The organism is Mesorhizobium sp. 128a, assembly GCF_053848025.1.
In genome coordinates this window covers 347,336-365,069 of the sequence record NZ_JBSPKY010000002.1, presented here as the reverse complement: position 1 = coordinate 365,069, position 17,734 = coordinate 347,336, and the positions used below count along the sequence as shown (strand labels likewise).

At 63.7% G+C, this 17,734-nt stretch carries 14 protein-coding genes and 1 riboswitch; of the genes, 10 read left to right on the top strand and 4 right to left on the bottom strand.

Annotated features, from left to right (window positions below; translation table 11 throughout):
* Positions 1-55 precede the first annotated feature (55 nt).
* The 4 genes from ACWTU9_RS05470 (at position 56) to serA (ending at position 4,907) form a co-directional block, all read left to right on the top strand.
* Positions 56-871, top strand: coding sequence for an outer membrane protein (locus ACWTU9_RS05470; RefSeq protein ID WP_454586410.1), 816 nt, complete (start codon positions 56-58; stop codon positions 869-871).
* A gap of 226 nt (positions 872-1,097) precedes the next feature.
* Entirely contained in the window at positions 1,098-1,871 is a 774-nt protein-coding gene (locus ACWTU9_RS05465) for an outer membrane protein (RefSeq protein WP_454586409.1), read from the top strand.
* A gap of 200 nt (positions 1,872-2,071) precedes the next feature.
* On the top strand, positions 2,072-3,247 hold the full coding sequence (locus ACWTU9_RS05460) for a phosphoserine transaminase (protein WP_455857410.1): 1,176 nt from the start codon (positions 2,072-2,074) through the stop codon (positions 3,245-3,247).
* 58 nt (positions 3,248-3,305) lie between these two features.
* Entirely contained in the window at positions 3,306-4,907 is a 1,602-nt protein-coding gene (serA, locus tag ACWTU9_RS05455) for a phosphoglycerate dehydrogenase (RefSeq protein ID WP_455857409.1), read from the top strand.
* 54 nt (positions 4,908-4,961) lie between these two features.
* On the opposite strand, the gene ACWTU9_RS05450 is transcribed toward serA, so the two are convergent.
* Entirely contained in the window at positions 4,962-5,873 is a 912-nt protein-coding gene (locus ACWTU9_RS05450; protein ID WP_455857408.1) for a DMT family transporter, read from the bottom strand.
* Between the two features lie 209 nt (positions 5,874-6,082).
* Here ACWTU9_RS05450 and ACWTU9_RS05445 point away from each other — a divergent pair, with 209 nt between their 5' ends.
* Together ACWTU9_RS05445 and ACWTU9_RS05440 are read left to right on the top strand one after the other, a co-directional pair.
* Positions 6,083-7,381, top strand: a complete 1,299-nt coding sequence (locus tag ACWTU9_RS05445; RefSeq protein WP_455857407.1) for an adenylosuccinate synthase — start codon at positions 6,083-6,085, stop codon at positions 7,379-7,381.
* Between the two features lie 77 nt (positions 7,382-7,458).
* Positions 7,459-9,147, top strand: a complete 1,689-nt coding sequence (locus ACWTU9_RS05440) for a hypothetical protein (protein WP_455857406.1) — start codon at positions 7,459-7,461, stop codon at positions 9,145-9,147.
* A 58-nt stretch (positions 9,148-9,205) separates the two neighbouring features.
* Here the strand turns inward: ACWTU9_RS05440 and ACWTU9_RS05435 are convergent, their stop codons facing one another.
* From ACWTU9_RS05435 to ACWTU9_RS05425, 3 genes are all read right to left on the bottom strand, one after another.
* Positions 9,206-9,433 carry a type II toxin-antitoxin system CcdA family antitoxin gene (locus ACWTU9_RS05435; RefSeq protein WP_455857405.1) on the bottom strand — a complete coding sequence of 76 codons (228 nt, stop codon included), beginning with the start codon at positions 9,431-9,433 and terminating at the stop codon, positions 9,206-9,208.
* Between the two features lie 61 nt (positions 9,434-9,494).
* Positions 9,495-11,315: an ABC-F family ATP-binding cassette domain-containing protein gene (locus ACWTU9_RS05430; protein ID WP_455857404.1), complete on the bottom strand. Its 1,821-nt coding sequence runs from the start codon at positions 11,313-11,315 to the stop codon at positions 9,495-9,497.
* A gap of 1 nt (position 11,316) precedes the next feature.
* The gene (locus ACWTU9_RS05425) at positions 11,317-11,961 is read right to left on the bottom strand and encodes a thiamine diphosphokinase (RefSeq protein WP_455857403.1); all 645 of its coding nucleotides are present in this window, start codon (positions 11,959-11,961) and stop codon (positions 11,317-11,319) included.
* A gap of 229 nt (positions 11,962-12,190) precedes the next feature.
* Positions 12,191-12,305, top strand: a riboswitch (TPP riboswitch).
* A 43-nt stretch (positions 12,306-12,348) separates the two neighbouring features.
* Here ACWTU9_RS05425 and thiB point away from each other — a divergent pair.
* From thiB to ACWTU9_RS05405, 4 genes are all read left to right on the top strand, one after another.
* Positions 12,349-13,356, top strand: a complete 1,008-nt coding sequence (gene thiB / locus ACWTU9_RS05420; RefSeq protein ID WP_455857402.1) for a thiamine ABC transporter substrate binding subunit — start codon at positions 12,349-12,351, stop codon at positions 13,354-13,356.
* Between the two features lie 255 nt (positions 13,357-13,611).
* Positions 13,612-15,219: a thiamine/thiamine pyrophosphate ABC transporter permease gene (gene thiP, locus ACWTU9_RS05415; RefSeq protein WP_455857401.1), complete on the top strand. Its 1,608-nt coding sequence runs from the start codon at positions 13,612-13,614 to the stop codon at positions 15,217-15,219.
* Between the two features lie 8 nt (positions 15,220-15,227).
* Positions 15,228-15,980, top strand: a complete 753-nt coding sequence (thiQ, locus tag ACWTU9_RS05410; RefSeq protein ID WP_455857545.1) for a thiamine ABC transporter ATP-binding protein — start codon at positions 15,228-15,230, stop codon at positions 15,978-15,980.
* A 336-nt stretch (positions 15,981-16,316) separates the two neighbouring features.
* The gene (locus tag ACWTU9_RS05405) at positions 16,317-17,723 is read left to right on the top strand and encodes a M48 family metalloprotease (protein ID WP_455857544.1); all 1,407 of its coding nucleotides are present in this window, start codon (positions 16,317-16,319) and stop codon (positions 17,721-17,723) included.
* The last annotated feature ends 11 nt before the right edge of the window (positions 17,724-17,734 follow it).

The window sequence follows — 17,734 nt, the reverse complement described above, 5'->3', positions numbered from 1 at the left end:
AGGTCAATCATATTCGGGCGGGTTTGGACTTCCCGACGGTTCTCAGGGGTGAAGCATGTTCAATACAGCAAAAATGGCTCTCCTTGCCGCGCTGTTCGCAGGCGTGGCCGGGCCGGTATTCGCCGCCGACCTGGTGGAGCCGCCGGTGGTCGAGGAAGCACCGCCGCCGGTAGCTTATGACCCGCCCGCCGATTTCGGCGGCTGGTACATCCGCGGCGACATCGACTATCATAAGTCGGATTTGCGCGGCATCGACTATATCACCTACGGGCCCCCTCCCGGCAGCAATGTTTTCGATTCCGGCGAGCTTAAGGGCGGCTTCTCACTCGGCGCCGGCATTGGCTACAAGATCAACGATCATTTCCGTACCGACCTGACAGCCGACTATTGGTTCGCTTCGGACTTCAACGGATCAACCAACGATGGTGTTACGACATCGGTCGAAGTGTCGAAAATGAGCGCATTGCTGCTCTTGGCCAACGCCTATTACGATATTGGCACCTGGCACGGCTTCACGCCTTATGTTGGCGCTGGCATCGGCGGCGCGCACGTCAAATGGGATGCCGTCCACGACCCGAACACAACCGAGACCAACCCCGGGTCGAAGAACTGGCGCTTTGCCTACGCGCTCATGGCCGGCGCGTCCTATTGCCTTACCGACAGGGTGATCCTGGATGCCGGCTATCGCTACTCTCACATTGAGGGAGGCCGCATGTTCGACTTCGATGTGAGCAGTTCCGGGCCCGGCTTCGACCATGGCATCAACACACATGAGGTACGCGGCGGTCTGCGCTATCAGTTCGGCGGCAATAATGGTTGCACATCGCCGGAACCCTACGTTCCCCAGCCGGAGCCGATCTACACCAAGTAGTCGCTTCGAAATCCTGGAATTCGCGAACCGCCCGGTTATGCCGGGCGGTTTTCGTTTGGCGATTGCGGTGCATTTCCATCGGCTGCGTGCGCTGAAGACAGCACCTCGAAATCAATTCGGTAACCCCTCGTTATCCTTAACCCGCACTTAACCACTATGGTTAACAATGCTTCCTGAAACGGTGCGCGCGATTAACGACGGGCGACAATTTCAGGAGCCGGGGACCATGAATTTCAAACCGCTGACAGCGCTGGCGCTTGCCGCATTCGTGCTTGCTCCGCTGACGCCGGCGCAGGCCGCAGACTACGATCCGCCGATCTATGTCGATCAGGCGCCGGACTATCAACCGGTTGAGGTCGGCTCGGGCTGGTATCTGCGTGGCGACGTCTCCTATCTGGCGCAGAAGAGCTACCAGGATCAGGATTTCACCTTCGCGCCGGCAAGCTTCAGCGAAAAGCAGGATCCGGCCTTTGCCAGCATCGGCTTCGGCTATCATTTCAACGACTATCTGCGCGCCGATATCAATCTCGGCTATCTGCCGGGCAACAAGGTTGGCATCCACTACGACGATACCGCGATCGTGATACCGCCGGCCACGGCAACGGTGGCGTCGGCATCCCTGGAGAATTATTCCCTGTCGGGGATGGTCAATGGCTATGTCGATCTTGGCACTTATGTCGGGATCACGCCCTATCTGGGCGCCGGCATCGGGTTGGTCCGGAGCAAATACAAGCTGTCGGCGAGTTACTTCACCGACAATCTCGACGCTACCGATGATTTCGTCCGGAGCGACAACAAGACCCAGTATGCCTTCGCCTATACGCTGGATGCGGGCTTGGCCTATCAGATCACCAAGAATGTCTCCGTCGATCTCGGCTATCAGTATTTTTCGGCGCCGGATGCTGAATATGTCACGGCCGAGAGCCTGACCTCCTATCCGATCCGCAAGGGCATCAGCAATCATCAGGTCAAGCTCGGGCTGCGTTACGACCTCTGGTAAGCTGTTGTCGACACCAAGCCAAACGGCGGATCTCTTCGATCCGCCGTTTGCGTTTGAACTCACGACATCCTGATCGCGGATTGCTTGTATCTTGTCAGCGACAAAAACTTTCCTCTTGACGCCTGAGGGCTGAACGCATATCGCCGTCCGTGGGCCACCCCTCCCCAACGAGGGGCCACTATCTGGAAGGATAGACCACGATGACGACGCATACGAAGCCCGGACTCCGTCCGGCAAATCCCAATTTCTCCTCTGGTCCCTGCGCAAAACGTCCCGGCTGGTCGGTCGAGGCGCTGAAGAATGCTGCGCTCGGCCGTTCCCACCGCGCCAAGATCGGCAAGACCAAGCTCGAACAGGCGATTGAGCTGACGCGGGAAATTCTACAGGTTCCAGCGGATTACCGCATTGGTATCGTGCCGGCGTCGGACACCGGCGCCGTCGAGATGGCGCTGTGGTCTCTGCTCGGCGAGCGCGGCGTCGACATGGTCGCCTGGGAAAGCTTTGGCTCCGGCTGGGTTACCGATGTCGTCAAGCAGCTGAAGCTCGCCGATAGCAGAAAGATCGAAGCTGGCTATGGCGAGCTGCCGGATCTCACCCAGATCGATTTTGACCGCGACGTGGTCTTCACCTGGAACGGCACGACCTCAGGCGTGCGCGTGCCGAATGGCGATTTCATTCCAGCCGATCGCAAGGGGTTGACGATTTGCGACGCGACATCGGCCGCCTTCGCTCAAAGGCTCGATTTCCAGAAGCTGGACGTCGTCACCTTCTCCTGGCAGAAAGTGCTGGGCGGCGAGGGCGCGCACGGCATGCTGATCCTCAGCCCGCGTGCCGTCGAACGGCTTGAAACCTACAAGCCGGCCTGGCCGCTGCCCAAGATCTTTCGTCTGACCTCAGGTGGCAAGCTGATCGAAGGCATCTTCAAGGGCGAGACGATCAACACGCCGTCGATGTTGTGCGTCGAGGACTATCTCGATGCGCTCAACTGGGCGAAGTCGATCGGCGGGCTCGGTGCGCTGATCGCCAGAGCGGACGCCAATGCCGCGGTGCTCGACGGTTTTGTCGACAAGTCCTCATGGCTCGGCCATCTCGCAGTCGATGCGGCGACGCGGTCCAACACGTCCGTGTGTCTGTCCTTCACCGACCCGGATGTTGCGGCGCTCGATGCCGACGGACAGGCGGCTTTTGCGAAAGCGATCGTCTCGGTGCTCGACAAGGAAGGCGTCGCCTACGATATCGGCTCTTATCGCGACGCACCGCCCGGCCTGCGCATCTGGTGCGGCGCGACTGTCGAGACATCCGATCTCGAAGCGCTGCTGCCCTGGCTCGACTGGGCCTTCGCCACGCAGAAGGCGTCGCTGAAGGCAGCGGCCTGAGATTGCATGGCGGCCTGCGGCCGCCAGTTCCCCGACAATCCATTTCAAGGAGGCCGCAATGGCGCCCCGCGTTCTCGTCTCGGATAAACTCTCCACCACTGCCGTACAGATATTCAAGGATCGCGGCATCGAGGTCGACTATTTGCCCGATCTCGGCAAAGACAAGGAAAAGCTGCTCGAAGTGATCGACCAGTATGATGGCCTTGCCATCCGTTCGGCGACCAAGGTCACGGAAAAGCTGATCAACGCCGCGACAAAGCTCAAGGTCGTCGGCCGCGCCGGCATCGGTGTCGACAATGTCGACATCCCGGCGGCAAGCCGCAAGGGCATCATCGTGATGAACACGCCTTTCGGCAATTCGATCACCACGGCCGAGCATGCTGTCGCGATGATCTTCGCGCTTGCCCGCCAGATTCCCGAAGCCAACGCCTCGACCCATGCCGGCAAATGGGAAAAGAACCGCTTCATGGGCGTCGAGATCACCGGCAAGACGCTGGGTGTCATCGGCTGCGGCAATATCGGCTCGATCGTCGCCACGCGCGGCGTCGGCTTGAAGATGCATGTCGTTGCCTTCGACCCATTCCTGTCGGACAAGCGTGCCGAGGAGCTTGGCGTCGACAAGGTCGAACTGGACGAGCTTTTCGCCCGCGCCGACTTCATCACGCTGCACACGCCGCTGACCGACAAGACGCGCAACATCATCGATGCGGCGGCGATCGCCAAGATGAAGAACGGCGTGCGCATCATCAACTGCGCCCGTGGCGGGCTGGTCGTCGAGGCCGATCTGGTCGCGGCGCTGAAGAGCGGCAAGGTGGCCGGTGCCGGCATCGACGTGTTCGAGGTCGAACCGGCTGAGAACAATGAACTGTTCGGCATGGAGAATGTGGTGGCGACACCGCATCTCGGCGCCTCGACGGCGGAAGCGCAGGAGAATGTCGCGCTTCAGGTGGCCGAGCAGATGGCCGACTACCTGATCAAAGGCGCGGTTTCCAACGCCATCAACATGCCCTCGATCACGGCGGAAGAAGCGCCGCGGCTAAAACCCTTCGTCAAGCTCGCCGAAGTGCTCGGCGCCTTTGTCGGCCAGGTCACCGAGGACCCGATCACTGAGGTCGAGATCCTGTTCGACGGCTCGACCGCGACGATGAATACGCGGGCGCTGATCAGCGCTACGCTTGCCGGCTTGATCCGGCCGCAGGTCTCCGACGTCAACATGGTGTCGGCGCCGATCATGGTGAAGGAGCGCGGCATCATCGTCGCGGAGGTCAAGCGCGACAAGTCGGGCGTGTTCGACGGCTACATCAAGCTGACGGTCAAGACCGAGCACAAGACGCGCTCGATCGCCGGCACCTGCTTTTCCGACGGCAAGCCACGCTTCATCCAGATCAAGGGCATCAATCTCGACGCCGAGGTCGGCCAGCACATGCTCTACACCACCAATGCCGACGCGCCCGGCATCATCGGCCTGCTCGGCACGGTGTGCGGCGAAAACGGTGTCAACATCGCCAACTTCCAGCTCGGTCGCAACCGGCCGGGCGGCGACGCGATTGCGCTACTCTATCTCGACAAGCCATTCCCGGAAGATGTGCTGGAGCAGGTCAAGGCTCACAAGTCGATCGACTCGGCCAAGCGCTTGCAGTTCGACGTCAACACGATGTGATCTGGACCGTCCAATGAGGTTCGAAAGGCGCGGCCTTGCCCGCGCCTTTTTTGTTCAGGGTGTTCGCGTCGACGGAGCGCTCGCCATCTTGCGTCCGCTGTATTCGGCCAGACCGATGCCGCCCAGCACCAGGACGAGCGCCAGCGCCTGGTAGAACTGGAATGTCTCGCCGACGATCAGCACCGACAGCAGCGTGCCGAAGATCGGCACCAGGTTGATGAACAGCCCGGCACGGTTGGCGCCGATCAGTTCGTTGCCCCTGATGTAGAATATCTGCGAGATGACCGAGGCGCCGACCGCGGTGTAGGCGATGATCAACCAGCCACTGATGTCGGGGACGATGACCTCACCGGCGGCGACTTCCCACAGGACGAAAGGCAGCGACGTAATCAACGCTGCGATCGACAGCGACAGCATCAGGCTTTGCCAGCGCATCTCCGGTTTCAGCCGCAGACCGACCGAATAGCCGCTGTAGAGGATAACGGCGATCAGCATGATGGCATCGCCGAAATTGAGCTCCAGCGTCAGCAACCGGCGCGGGTCGCCATGGCAGGCGGTCAGCACCACGCCGGCTATGGTCAGCACGACGCCGGCAATCTGCGCCCAGTTCACTCGTAGGCGGAAGAAGATAAAGTTGGCAACGATGATCAGGACCGGCATCGCCGCCTGTTCGATCGAGACGTTGATCGCGGTAGTATAGTTGAGCGCCGTGTAGAAAATGGTGTTGAACAAAGTGAAGCCGCTGGCCCCCAGTGCAGCCAGGACGAACCAGTGTTTGCGCACCACGGGCCGGTCCTCCTTGATCGTGCGCCAGCCGATCGGCAGCAGGATCGCGACCGCCAGCAGCCAGCGCAAGAAGACCAGCATCATCGGCGAGACATGATCGACCGCCAGCTTGCCGGCGACTGAATTGCCGCCCCACAGCAAGGTGGTGACAGCCAGGAACAGGTAGGAGCGTCGATGCATTGCAGGATTCCGGCCGCCGGAGGTGCGATGTTTGCCGGCCTATTGCCCCCGCCGGCCCAAGTAAATGATGTCAAAGCCGAAAATTGTTGTGCCTCAGGGCATTTTCGGCGGCAAAGAAAGGTCGCACTTGCGAGGTCTTGACGCTATAGAGGCCTGTCGTTTCGAACCATATCCAGGCCGCCATGGCGGCATCTCAAGGGAAAAGAAATATGGCCAATGTGGTGGTCGTCGGCTCGCAATGGGGCGACGAGGGCAAGGGCAAGATCGTCGACTGGTTGTCGGAGCGCGCCGACGTGGTCGTGCGCTTCCAGGGCGGCCACAATGCCGGCCATACGCTGGTCGTCGACGGCAAGGTCTACAAACTGTCGCTGCTGCCGTCGGGCGTGGTGCGGCAAGGCAAGCTGTCGATCATCGGCAATGGCGTCGTCTTCGATCCGCACGCCTTTGTCGCCGAAGTGGTAAAACTCAAGGCGCAAGGCGTCGAGGTGACGCCGGACCGCCTGAAAATAGCCGAAAACACCGCGCTTATCCTGTCGCTACACCGGGAGCTGGACGGATTCCGCGAGGACGCCGCCTCCAATTCCGGGACGAAAATTGGCACGACCCGCCGTGGCATCGGCCCCGCCTATGAGGACAAGGTGGGCCGGCGCGCGGTCAGAGTGATGGATCTGGCGGATTTGGAAACGCTTCCCCTCAAGGTCGACAGGCTGCTGACGCATCACAACGCCCTGCGTCGCGGGCTTGGCCATGGCGAGGTCACCCATGAGGCGATCATGACCGAACTGACCTCGGTCGCCGATGAGATCCTGCCCTATATGGACCGCGTCTGGAAAATCCTCGACGACAAGCGCCGCGCCGGCGAGCGCATCCTGTTCGAGGGCGCGCAAGGCACGCTGCTCGACATCGACCACGGCACCTATCCGTTCGTCACCTCGTCCAACACTGTCGCCGGCCAGGCCGCTGCCGGCTCGGGCGTCGGCCCCGGCGCCATCGGCTATGTGCTGGGCATCACCAAAGCCTATACGACGCGTGTCGGCGAAGGCCCGTTCCCGACCGAGCAGAAGAACGAGATCGGCGAATTCCTCGGCACGCGCGGCCACGAATTCGGCGTCGTCACCGGGCGCAAGCGCCGCTGCGGCTGGTTCGACGCCGTGCTGGTGCGCCAGGCCGTCGCCGTCAACGGCATCAAGGGCATCGCGCTGACCAAGCTCGACGTGCTCGACGGGCTGGACGAGATCAAGGTCTGCACGGGTTACCGGCTCGACGGCGAAATGATCGACTATCTGCCGGCGAGCCAGGGCGCGCAGGCGCGTGTCGAACCGGTCTACGAGACGCTGGAAGGCTGGAAAGGCACCACTGCCGGCGCACGCAGCTGGAACGACCTTCCGGCGCAGGCCGTCAAATATGTCCGTTACATCGAGGAGCTCATCGGCGCACCCGTCGCGCTCCTTTCCACCAGCCCGGAGCGGGACGACACAATACTTGTGACCGATCCGTTTCAAGACTAGTTTTCTGAAGCCTTTCCGGGCATCGCGGCTGATTTGTGGGGGCCGGCGCGGAAACAAAAATACAGGTCGACTGAAGCATGGCAGATTTCGTTGCTGTTCTGAAAAAGGCGCTCGACAAGTATGGCGAGCCGGCTCTGGACGTGCGCACGCGGACCTATGATGGCGCCCGTGCCGCGCTGGTCAAGAAGCTCGCGGATTTTTCGCCGCCGCTGTCCGCCGATGTCATCGCCAAGCAGAAACGCTCGCTGGAAGACGCCATTACGAGCGTCGAGCGGGACTATGCCAAACCGGCGCCGGCATCCGATCCGCTGGCCGAGCTCGAACACATCTTCTCCTCCATCGACCGCAACAAGAACCAGCCCAGTCATGTAAAGCCGTCCACCACGCCTGCATCGGCACCTGCACCGGCCTGGCAGCCGGCGAAACCCGTGCAGCCGGCGCCGGTCGCCCGGGCGGAGCCGAGCTGGCAGAGGCCCGCACCGACACCACCGCCGCCTGCTGCGCGCGCCGAAACCGTCAACGAGCAGGCCGCGGAGCTGGACGCCGACGACGACAGCGCCGATGTGTTTGCCAATGACGAGCAGCCGGCAGCGGACACGTTCCAACGCCTGCGCCCGGCCGAACGCCAGCGCAGCTATGGCGGGCTGATCGCCGCTGTCGCGGCGCTGCTGGTGGTCGCCGGCGGCGGCTACGGCATCTGGCTGAACAAGGATGCGTTCAGCTCGATGTTCGGTCTTGGCGACACCAAGACGGTCTCGACCGAACCGCTGGTCAAGCCGGTGCCGGCGAAGCCCGCGGCCGAGGCGCCCGCACCGGCTGCTGCCGGCGAGGGAACCAAATTTACGCAGCGGCTGACGCCCGAAGGCGGCGAGACCGACCCTGGTCCCGCGGCCGGTCAAAGCGGTATTGGCGAGGGCGAATCCGTCGCCGCACTGACCACGCCGCCGCCTCCGGCTCCGGCCCCAGCGGCGACGCCAGCGCCTGCGACCCCACCCCCCAGCGATGCCGCAGCCACGGCTGTGCCCGCCACGCCCGCGCCCGCCACACCGGCGCCTGACGCTTCCGCCACCCCGCAGGCAATACCGCCCGCCGAAGGCGCCGCTCCGCCGGCCAATGGGGCAGCACCGGCTGATGCCGCGGCCACTCCGCCAGCGCCAGCAGCCGGCACGCCGCCCGCGGCGCCGACGACCGCCGCTCCCGAGCCGACCGTTGCGGTTGGCCAGAAGGCGATCTTCTATGAGGAACGCACCTCGACTTCGCAAGGCTCGGCCGAACCCGGCAGCATCGTCTGGTCGCTGGTGCAGGAATCGCCCGGTGGCGACGCGCCGCCCGAGCCGGCGATCCGCGCCGAGGCGACCATTCCCGGCAAGGACATCCAGCTGCGCATGACCATCCGCCGCAACACCGACCAGACGCTGCCGGCCAGCCACATCATCGAGATGATCTTCCTGACGCCGCAGGGCTTCGACGGCGGTGGCGTCGACAACATCCTGCGCGTGGCCATGAAGAGCTCGGAGCAGGATGCCGGCAGCCCGCTGATCGGCATTCCTGCCAAGATCGCCGACGGCTTCTTCCTGGTGGCTCTCAACGACACCAAGGCCGACGAGGACGCCAATCTGACCTTGCTTCGCGGCCAGGACTGGATCGACGTGCCGGTGGTCTACAAGACCGGACGCCGGGCCCTGCTGACCATGGAAAAAGGCATCCCCGGCGAGAAGGTCTTCGACGAGGCGCTGAAGGCCTGGCAGGCGAAGACGGCGGGCTGAGAAGCGACGTTCAATCCGTTCGCTGCTCTTTCGGTTGCAGAGAGAAATGGAGGCCAGGTCAAAACGGGCGATATTTGGCCAGCGGCAGGCCGTTACGCCTGACGTAGTCGTCCGAGCTGTCGATGGCATCCTTGTTTTCTTCTTGCCATCGACGTGTCTTTTCCGCAGCGATCGCTTTGACGATGTCTGCCTCTGCGGCGTGAGCGATGTTGATCCCTAAGGCTTCAGCCTCTTCGATCAATGGAAGCTCGATGGAGAGCTTGAGTGAAGACTGAGCATCAGCCATTTCAACGGCCCTACGATACCTATGGACAAGAGCATGGCAGCACGCCTGCAAAGCTGCAAGCTTAGCCCTCCATCTCCTCGCGCAGCATCTCCAGTTCCAGCCACTCTTCCTCGAGCGCTGCCAGCGTGGCGCGTTCCTTGTCTAGGGCTGCGATGGTTTTCTGGAACGAGGCAGGGTCGCGCTCGTAATAGGCGGGGTCGGCGATGTTGTTCTCCAGCCGTGAAATCGAGGCCGTCACCGCCTCGATCTTCTTGGGCAGCGATTCCAGCGCGAATTTCTGCTTGAACGACAGTTTCTTGGCGGGTCCTTTCGGCGCCGCCGCCTCGCTTCTGCCTGCTGCGGGCGTGTCGCCGGCCCCAGTCTTGGTCCGCACCTTGCGGTCGTCGAGCCGGGTGCCGCCGCGCTGCGCCAGCATGTCGGAATAGCCGCCGGCATATTCGATCCAGCGGCCGCCACCGTCCGGCGCGATGATGCTGGTCACGGTGCGGTCGAGGAAGTCGCGGTCGTGGCTGACCAGGATGACCGTGCCGGCAAAGCCGGCAACCAGTTCCTGCAGCAGCTCCAGCGTCTCCATGTCGAGATCGTTGGTCGGCTCATCAAGCACCAGAAGGTTGGCCGGCCGGGCCAGGACGCGGGCCAAAAGCAGCCGCGCCCGTTCGCCGCCGGAAAGCTCGCGCACCGGCGTGCGCGCCTGTTCCGGCTTGAACAGGAAATCCTTCATGTAGGAGACGACATGGCGTTGTTCGCCATTGATGACGAGGTTTTCGCCGCGCCCGTCGGTGAGATATTGTGCCAGCGTCTCGGCCGGGTCGACCGACTCGCGCTTCTGATCGAGCGTGGCGATTTCCAGATTGGTGCCAAGCCGCACCGAGCCGGCATCCGGCTTCAACTCACCGGTCAGCATCTTCAACAGCGTCGTCTTGCCGGCACCGTTCGGTCCGACCAGGCCGACCCGGTCGCCGCGCTGGATGCGGGTCGAAAAGCCTTTGACCACGGTGAGGTCGCCAAAACTCTTTTCGATGTTTTTGGCCTCGATCACCAGCTTGCCGGATTCGGCGGCGTCGCTCGCCACCATGGTGGCCGAGCCTTCGGCGCCGCGATGGCCGCGAAAACGCTGGCGCATGGTCTGGAGCTCGCCGAGGCGGCGCATGTTGCGCTTGCGCCGCGCCGTCACGCCGTAGCGCAGCCAATGTTCCTCGCGCACGATCTGCCGGCCGAGCTTGTGCTGCTCGCGCTCTTCCTCTTCCAGCACCTGATCACGCCATTCCTCGAAATGGCCAAAGCCCTTGTCCAGACGGCGGGTCTGGCCGCGGTCGAGCCAGATGGTGGCGCGCGAGACGCGTTCGAGGAAGCGACGGTCGTGCGAAATGACGATCAGCGCCGACGAGGTGCGGACAAGCTCCTCTTCCAGCCACTCGATGACAGACAGATCGAGATGGTTGGTCGGCTCATCAAGCAGCAGAATGTCGGGCTCCGGCGCCATGACGCGGGCAAGCGCGGCACGGCGGGCCTCGCCGCCGGAAAGATCGTTGGGGTCTTCGGTGCCGGTGAGGCCGAGATGCTCCATCAGATAGGTGGCGCGGTAGGGATCGTCGGCGGGACCGAGCCCGGCCTCGACATAGGCACGAACATTGGCAAAGCCATCCATGTCGGGCATTTGCGGGAGATAACGCACGGTCGCCGAAGGCTGGCGGAACACCTCGCCGTCCTGCGGCTCGATCAGCCCGGCGGCGATCTTCAAGAGCGTAGATTTGCCGGAGCCGTTGCGGCCGACGAGCGCGATCTTGTCGCCGGCGGACGCGGTGAGTTCGGCGCCGTCGAGCAACGGCGTGCCGCCGAAAGTCAGTTTTATCCCGTCGAGGTTGAGAAGGGGCGGGGCCATGTCAGCTTTCAGGCAAGGGATGGGGATGGGCGAGCAGCAGCGCGCGGCCATGGCCAAGTGCGATTTCGAGCTTGCCTTTGACCTCATTGGAGATGGTCAGCGACGAGCCGAAGTCGACCTCGACATGGTCGAGCGGCCATTTGGCACCGGAAACGGTGAGGCCCGAGAGATCGGAAAAGCCGAGCACGGAAAACAGCGTACCGTCGTCATAGTCGAAGCCGGCCTTGCCCGGCAAAAGGGGGACGCCTTCTTGGGCGCCGCTGGTCAACAGCACTTTTGTGCCTGCCTCGGCCAGCCGCAGGCTGAGCGCCAGGTGCAGATATGCATGGTCGGCGCGCTTGCCGCCGAAAGCGCCGGCCAGCATCAGGCTGGTGGCGCCGCGCTCCAGTGCGGCGGCGATGGCCAGTTCGCCGTCGGTCTTGTCCTTTTCGGGCGGAAATACCTGGCGTGGCACTGCGGCGAGATCGGCGGGCAGGTCCGCCGGCACGGAATCGAAGTCGCCGACCCAAAGCTCCGGCATCAGGCCGAGCAGGCGGGCATGGCCGATGCCGGCGTCCGCGGCGATGACGCGCGTGCCTTCGACCTGGCGGTCGAGCCGCGGCGTGCGGATGAGATCGCCGCCAAGCAGGATGGTGAATGTGCTCATATCCGGTGGCCCTTACCAGCCCCGCCGGCGAAACGGAAGGCCGAGCCCTTCCGCCTCTAGATCAGTATGACGTTTGGTTGAATCGTCATCCTGATCCAGATCCTTTTTTGGAGCATGATCTTTTTTGAGAAAACCGGTTCCCACTCTTTGCGTTCGCAGACCTTCGGTCCGGGATCATGCTCGAGCAAACTTCCGCTTGCGTGGCACCTTGGCCGGGCCTATGTGTCGAAACGCTCTAACGGGGTGCCGGACGCGATCTTCGCGGACCGGCTGAGAGGCAGTCTCGCCAACCCGCTGAACCTGATCCGGTTTGTACCGGCGGAGGGATTAGACGCTTCGGACAGCCCGACGCCTCAATTCCTTTCAACACGAACGAAGGAGGCGCCGATGCGCATGTTCTTGTCCCGTCTTGTCCCAGCCCTGGGCCTTGCTGTTTCGCTTCTGGCTGCGCCTGCATCCGCGCAGGAAAAACTCACCGTCTACACCTATGAGAGTTTCACCGCCGACTGGGGGCCGGGCCCTGCGGTGAAGAAGGAGTTCGAGGCCGAATGCGGCTGCACGCTCGACTTCGTCTCGGTCGCCGACGGCGTCGCGCTGCTCAACCGCGTCAAGCTGGAAGGCGCATCGACCAAGGCCGATATCGTGCTTGGCCTCGACACCAACCTGACTGCGGAAGCCAAGGCCTCCGGGCTGTTCGTCCCGCATGGCGCGGTGGCCGAAAACAACGTGCCGGGCGGCTGGAGCGACGATACTTTCGTCCCCTACGACTATGGCTATTTCGCCGTCGTCTACGACACCGAAAAGCTGAAGAGCCCGCCGAAGAGCCTGAAGGAATTGGTCGAGGGCGCCGCTGCCGACAAGATCGTCATCCAGGATCCGCGGACTTCGACGCCGGGCCTCGGCCTGCTGCTGTGGGTCAAATCGGTCTATGGCGACAAGGCGCCGGAGGCATGGGCGAAGCTCAAGCCGAAAGTGCTGACGGTGACGCCGGGCTGGAGCGAGGCCTACGGCCTGTTCACCAAGGGCGAGGCGCCGATGGTGCTGTCCTACACGACGTCGCCGGCCTACCACATGGTGGCCGAGAACACCGAGCGCTATCAGGGGGCGTCTTTCGAGGAAGGCGAGTATCTGCAGATCGAGGTCGCCGGCATCACCACCACGGGTGAGAAGAACCCGCTGGCACAAAAGTTCATGGCCTTCATGGCCGGGCCGAAATTCCAGGATGTGATCCCCGAGACCAACTGGATGTTCCCGGCGGGCAAAACCGACAAGCCGCTCAATCCGGCGTTCGACAGGCTGGTCAAGCCGACCAGGACTTTGCTGTTCAGCCCGGAAGAGGTCGCGGCCAACCGCAAGGCCTGGGTCGATGAATGGCTGGCGGTGATGAGCAAGTAGGTTTGGCTGTATGATCGAAAGATGACTGCTCTACGGCGCCCCCCTCTGTCCTGCCGGACATCTCCCCCGCAAGGGGGGAGATCAAGCGCTCAATCGCTTTCGTCAATCTCCAGCACTGCAAAGGCGGCGAGAGGAGCGAAGCTGCTAATCTCCCCCCTTGCGGGGGAGATGGCCGGGAGGCCAGAGGGGGGTGGGCGGGAACTCGGCTTTCGTGAAATGTTTCCGCCAGCCAACCGCAATGTTGGCTAGCGCGACATGCGAACGCAACACTCCGCCGATCCCCGCATCGCAGCCGGCATCATCGCGCTTGCGGCAATCGCGTTGCTGATCGGCGGCGCCTTCGCCGGGCTCATCCGCGAAGGCGCACATGACCTCGCAGGCGCTGCGTCCGCCTTCGATCTCTATCTCTTGCGGGTCGTCCGCTTCACGCTCTGGCAGGCAGTCCTCTCAACGCTGCTTTCCGTCGTGCCGGCGCTGTTCGTCGCGCGCGCTCTATCGCGGCACCCGCGCTTCCTTGGCCGCGGCTTCATGCTGCAGCTGTTCACCGTGCCGCTGGCACTGCCGGCCATCGTCGCGGCGCTGGGCATACTGGCGCTCTATGGCCGAGCCGGCTATCTCGCCGCAATCGCCGGCCGAAGCTGGCCCGATATCTATGGCCTGTCGGGCATCCTCGTCGCGCATGTCTTCTTCAACCTGCCGCTGGCAACGCGGCTGTTCCTCGAAGCGCTGGGCACGGTGCCAGCCGATCAATGGCGGCTTGCAAGCCAGCTCGGCATGGGGGCGAGGCCAGCCTTTCGGCTGATCGAATGGCCGGTGCTGCGGTCGGCTCTGCCTGCTGTCGCCGGGCTTGTCTTCATGCTTTGCATCACCTCCTTCACCATCGTCCTCATCCTCGGCGGCGGGCCGGCGGCGACGACGCTGGAGGTCGCCATCTACCAGGCGCTGCGTTTCGACTTCGATCCGGCGCGGGCTGTGACGCTGACGGTGCTGCAGATTGCGCTGACCTTTGCCGTCGTGCTGGCGCTGACGCGGCTTGGGGCCAATGTGACCGGCGACGCCAACCTGCCGGTGGCGCCACGCCGCTATCTCTTGGCCGGCCCGATCGAAACGGCGCTCAACACGGCGTTGATCGTGCTTGCCTTGCTGTTCGTCGCCGGGCCGATGGCGGCAACCGTCGCATCCGGCCTTGGCGCCGACCTCAGTCGGCTGGCCGGCGAGAGCGCAGTGCGCCAGGCGACGCTGACCAGCGCCGGTCTCGGCCTGCTGGCGGCGTTGCTTTCGGTGGCGCTGTCGCTGTCGCTGATCATGGCGCGCCGGGCGCTGTCGCTAAGCCGTCGCTCCGGCGCGCGTTCGTTGCTCGAGCACGCCGTGGACACCGGCGCCGGTTTTGTCCTCGTCGTGCCGCCCATCGTCATCGGCGCCGGCTGGTTCCTCTTGCTGCGGACGTTCAGCGACGTCTTTGCCATCGCGCCCGTCATGGTCGTCACCGTCAACGCGGTGATGGCGATGCCTTTTGCCATCCGTGCGATGCGTCCGGCCTATGATGCAGCGAGCGAACGCCACGAAAAGCTGTGCGCACAGCTCGGCATTTCCGGCTGGAACCGGCTACGCTTGGTCGATTGGCCGTCGCTACGGCGGCCGCTGGCCACCGGCTTTGCGTTCGCCATGGCGCTGTCGCTCGGGGACCTTGGCGTCATCGCGCTGTTCGGCAGCGATTCGGTGCAGACCTTGCCCTATCTCCTGCTGGCGCGGATGGGCAGCTACCGCACGGCCGACGCCGCCGGACTGGCTTTGCTGCTCGGGGCGGTCTGCCTGGCTCTCGTGGTCGCCGCGGACTGGTTGGGACGAGGAGAAAGATCGTGACTTCCGCCATGGAAAAAGGCGCGGCCGTGCGGCTGGACCAGGTCGTGTTCCGCTATGGCGAGACGCCGTTCCTGTTCGATGTCGAATTCGCAGCGTCGAAGATCACCGCCATCATGGGCGCGAGCGGTTCGGGCAAGTCGACCCTGCTCAATCTGGTCGCCGGCTTCGAGACGCCGCAATCCGGCCGCGTGCTGATCGGCGGCGCCAATGTCGGCGCTTCCGCGCCGTCGGCACGGCCGGTCTCGATGGTGTTCCAGGAAAACAACCTCTTTGCCCATCTCTCTGTCGAGAAGAATGTCGGGCTCGGCCGCTCGCCGTCGCTTAATCTGACGCAAGCCGACCGCGCCGCAATCGCCGAAGCGCTTGAGCGTGTCGGCCTTGCCGGCAAGGAAAAGCGCCTGCCGCGCGAGCTCTCCGGCGGCGAACGGCAGCGCGTGGCGCTCGCCCGCGTGCTGGTGCGTGACCGGCCGGTGCTGCTGCTCGACGAGCCGTTCGCGTCGCTCGGACCCGCACTGCGCGACGACATGCTCGACCTGGTGGCCAGCGTCCATGCCGAGCGCGCGATGACCATGCTGTTCGTCACGCATCAGCCGGAAGACGCGCGCCGCATCGGCGAGGAGATGGTTTTTCTGGACAATAGCAGGGTTGCCGCAACGGGACTTGCCGCCGATTTTTTCGATGGCACTAGCCCTGAAGCGTTTCGACGCTATATCGGCGCAAGTTCGGGCGGTTCACGCGATATTGCCCGGAAGCGGACATAATTTACGACCAAACCGGCTACAGGTGATGTGGCGCTTGCTTGCCATGGTCCGGTTGATGTGGCTAGGTCCGCCCAGTACTGGTCCGGCACGAGCCGTGATTTGCCCCCTACAGCGCCACATCCGTCTGGATGTGTAAAACGCTGTAGGTTTTTTGATTTGTGCAGGATGTGCCACTGAAAATTCGATTTTTCGCTGGCGTGGACCCTTGGGTCCAGGTCATGCGCCGAAAGCTGAAGGGACGCCGCGCTGTCGACCGGCACTGACACTTTGAGACGCAGACCGCTGGTGCGCTTCCTCGCGCTGGCCGGCCTTGCCGTGGCGCTGGCCAGTTGCCAGATGTTCACGCCGCCCGAGGTGCAGGAATCCGGTTTTCAGCCTTCCGACAAGCCGATCACGGTTGACAATGTCGCCGCCAACAGCAAGCTCGCGGAGCTTGCGAAGGCGCAGCACCCGCGCATCCTCGCCACCTATGGCGGCGAATATTCCGATCCCAAGCTCGAGCGGATGGTGGCCAAGGTCGTCGGCAGCCTGACCGTGGTGTCGGCCAATCCGACCCAGACCTATCGCATCACCATCCTCAATTCGCCCAACGTCAACGCCTTCGCGTTGCCGGGGGGCTATCTCTACGTCACCCGCGGCCTGTTGGCGCTGGCCAATGATTCGGCCGAGCTCGCCGCCGTCATCGCGCATGAGATGGGCCACGTCACCGCCAACCATGGCCTGCAGCGCCAGCAGCTCGAGGCCGAGGAAGGCCTGGCGACCAAGGTTGTTTCCGATGTGCTCGGCGACAGCCCGACCGCCAAGGCGGCATTGATCCGCGGCAAGCTCAGGCTGGCGCAGTTCTCTCGCAACCAGGAGCTGGAGGCCGACGCCATCGGCATCAAGTCGATCGGCGAGGCCGGCTACGATCCCTATGCCGCCGGCCGCTTCCTGCAGTCGATGTCGGCCTATACCGACTTCCGTTCGATCAGCGGCGCCACCGATGCCAGCCTCGACTTCCTGGCCACGCACCCCAACACGCCGCAGCGTATCGATCTGGCGCAGCGCCACGCCCGCCAGTTCGGTGCGCCGGGCGTCGGCACGCGCGACCGCGATTCCTTCCTGGCCGGCATTGACGGCCTGCTCTACGGCGACACGCCGGAAGAAGGCTATGTGCGCGGCCAGACCTTCCTGCATCCGGGCCTCGGCGTGTCGTTCACCGTGCCGGACGGTTTCATCATCGACAATACGGCGGCGGCAGTGACGGCAACGGGCCCCGGCGACATGGCGATCCGCTTCGACGGCGTATCGATCGACAAGAACCGCGCGCTGACCGACTATATCAGGAGCGGCTGGGTTGCCGGTCTCGACGAGACCAGCGTGCGCCAGGAGACGATCAACGGCAATGAGGCGGCGACCGCGCACGCCGGCGCCGATGGTTGGCAGTTCGACATTGCGGTGATCCGCGCCGGCGGCCAGGTCTACCGGCTTTTGACGGCGGCTCCCTCGGCCAGCACCACGCTCGATCCCGTGGCGCGCTCGGTCAGCGGCTCGTTCCGCATCCTGAGTGCGACTGAGAAGGCGGCACTGAAGCCGCTGCATATCCGTGTCGTCACCGTTCAGGCCGGCCAGACCATGGGCTCGCTCTCGGCGCAGATGGTCGGCGTCGACCGCAAGCTCGATCTGTTCAGGGTGCTCAACGCGATGTCGCCGGGCGCCTCGGTTTCGGCCGGGGACAAGGTCAAGATCGTAACGGACAAATAGCGCCAGGCATT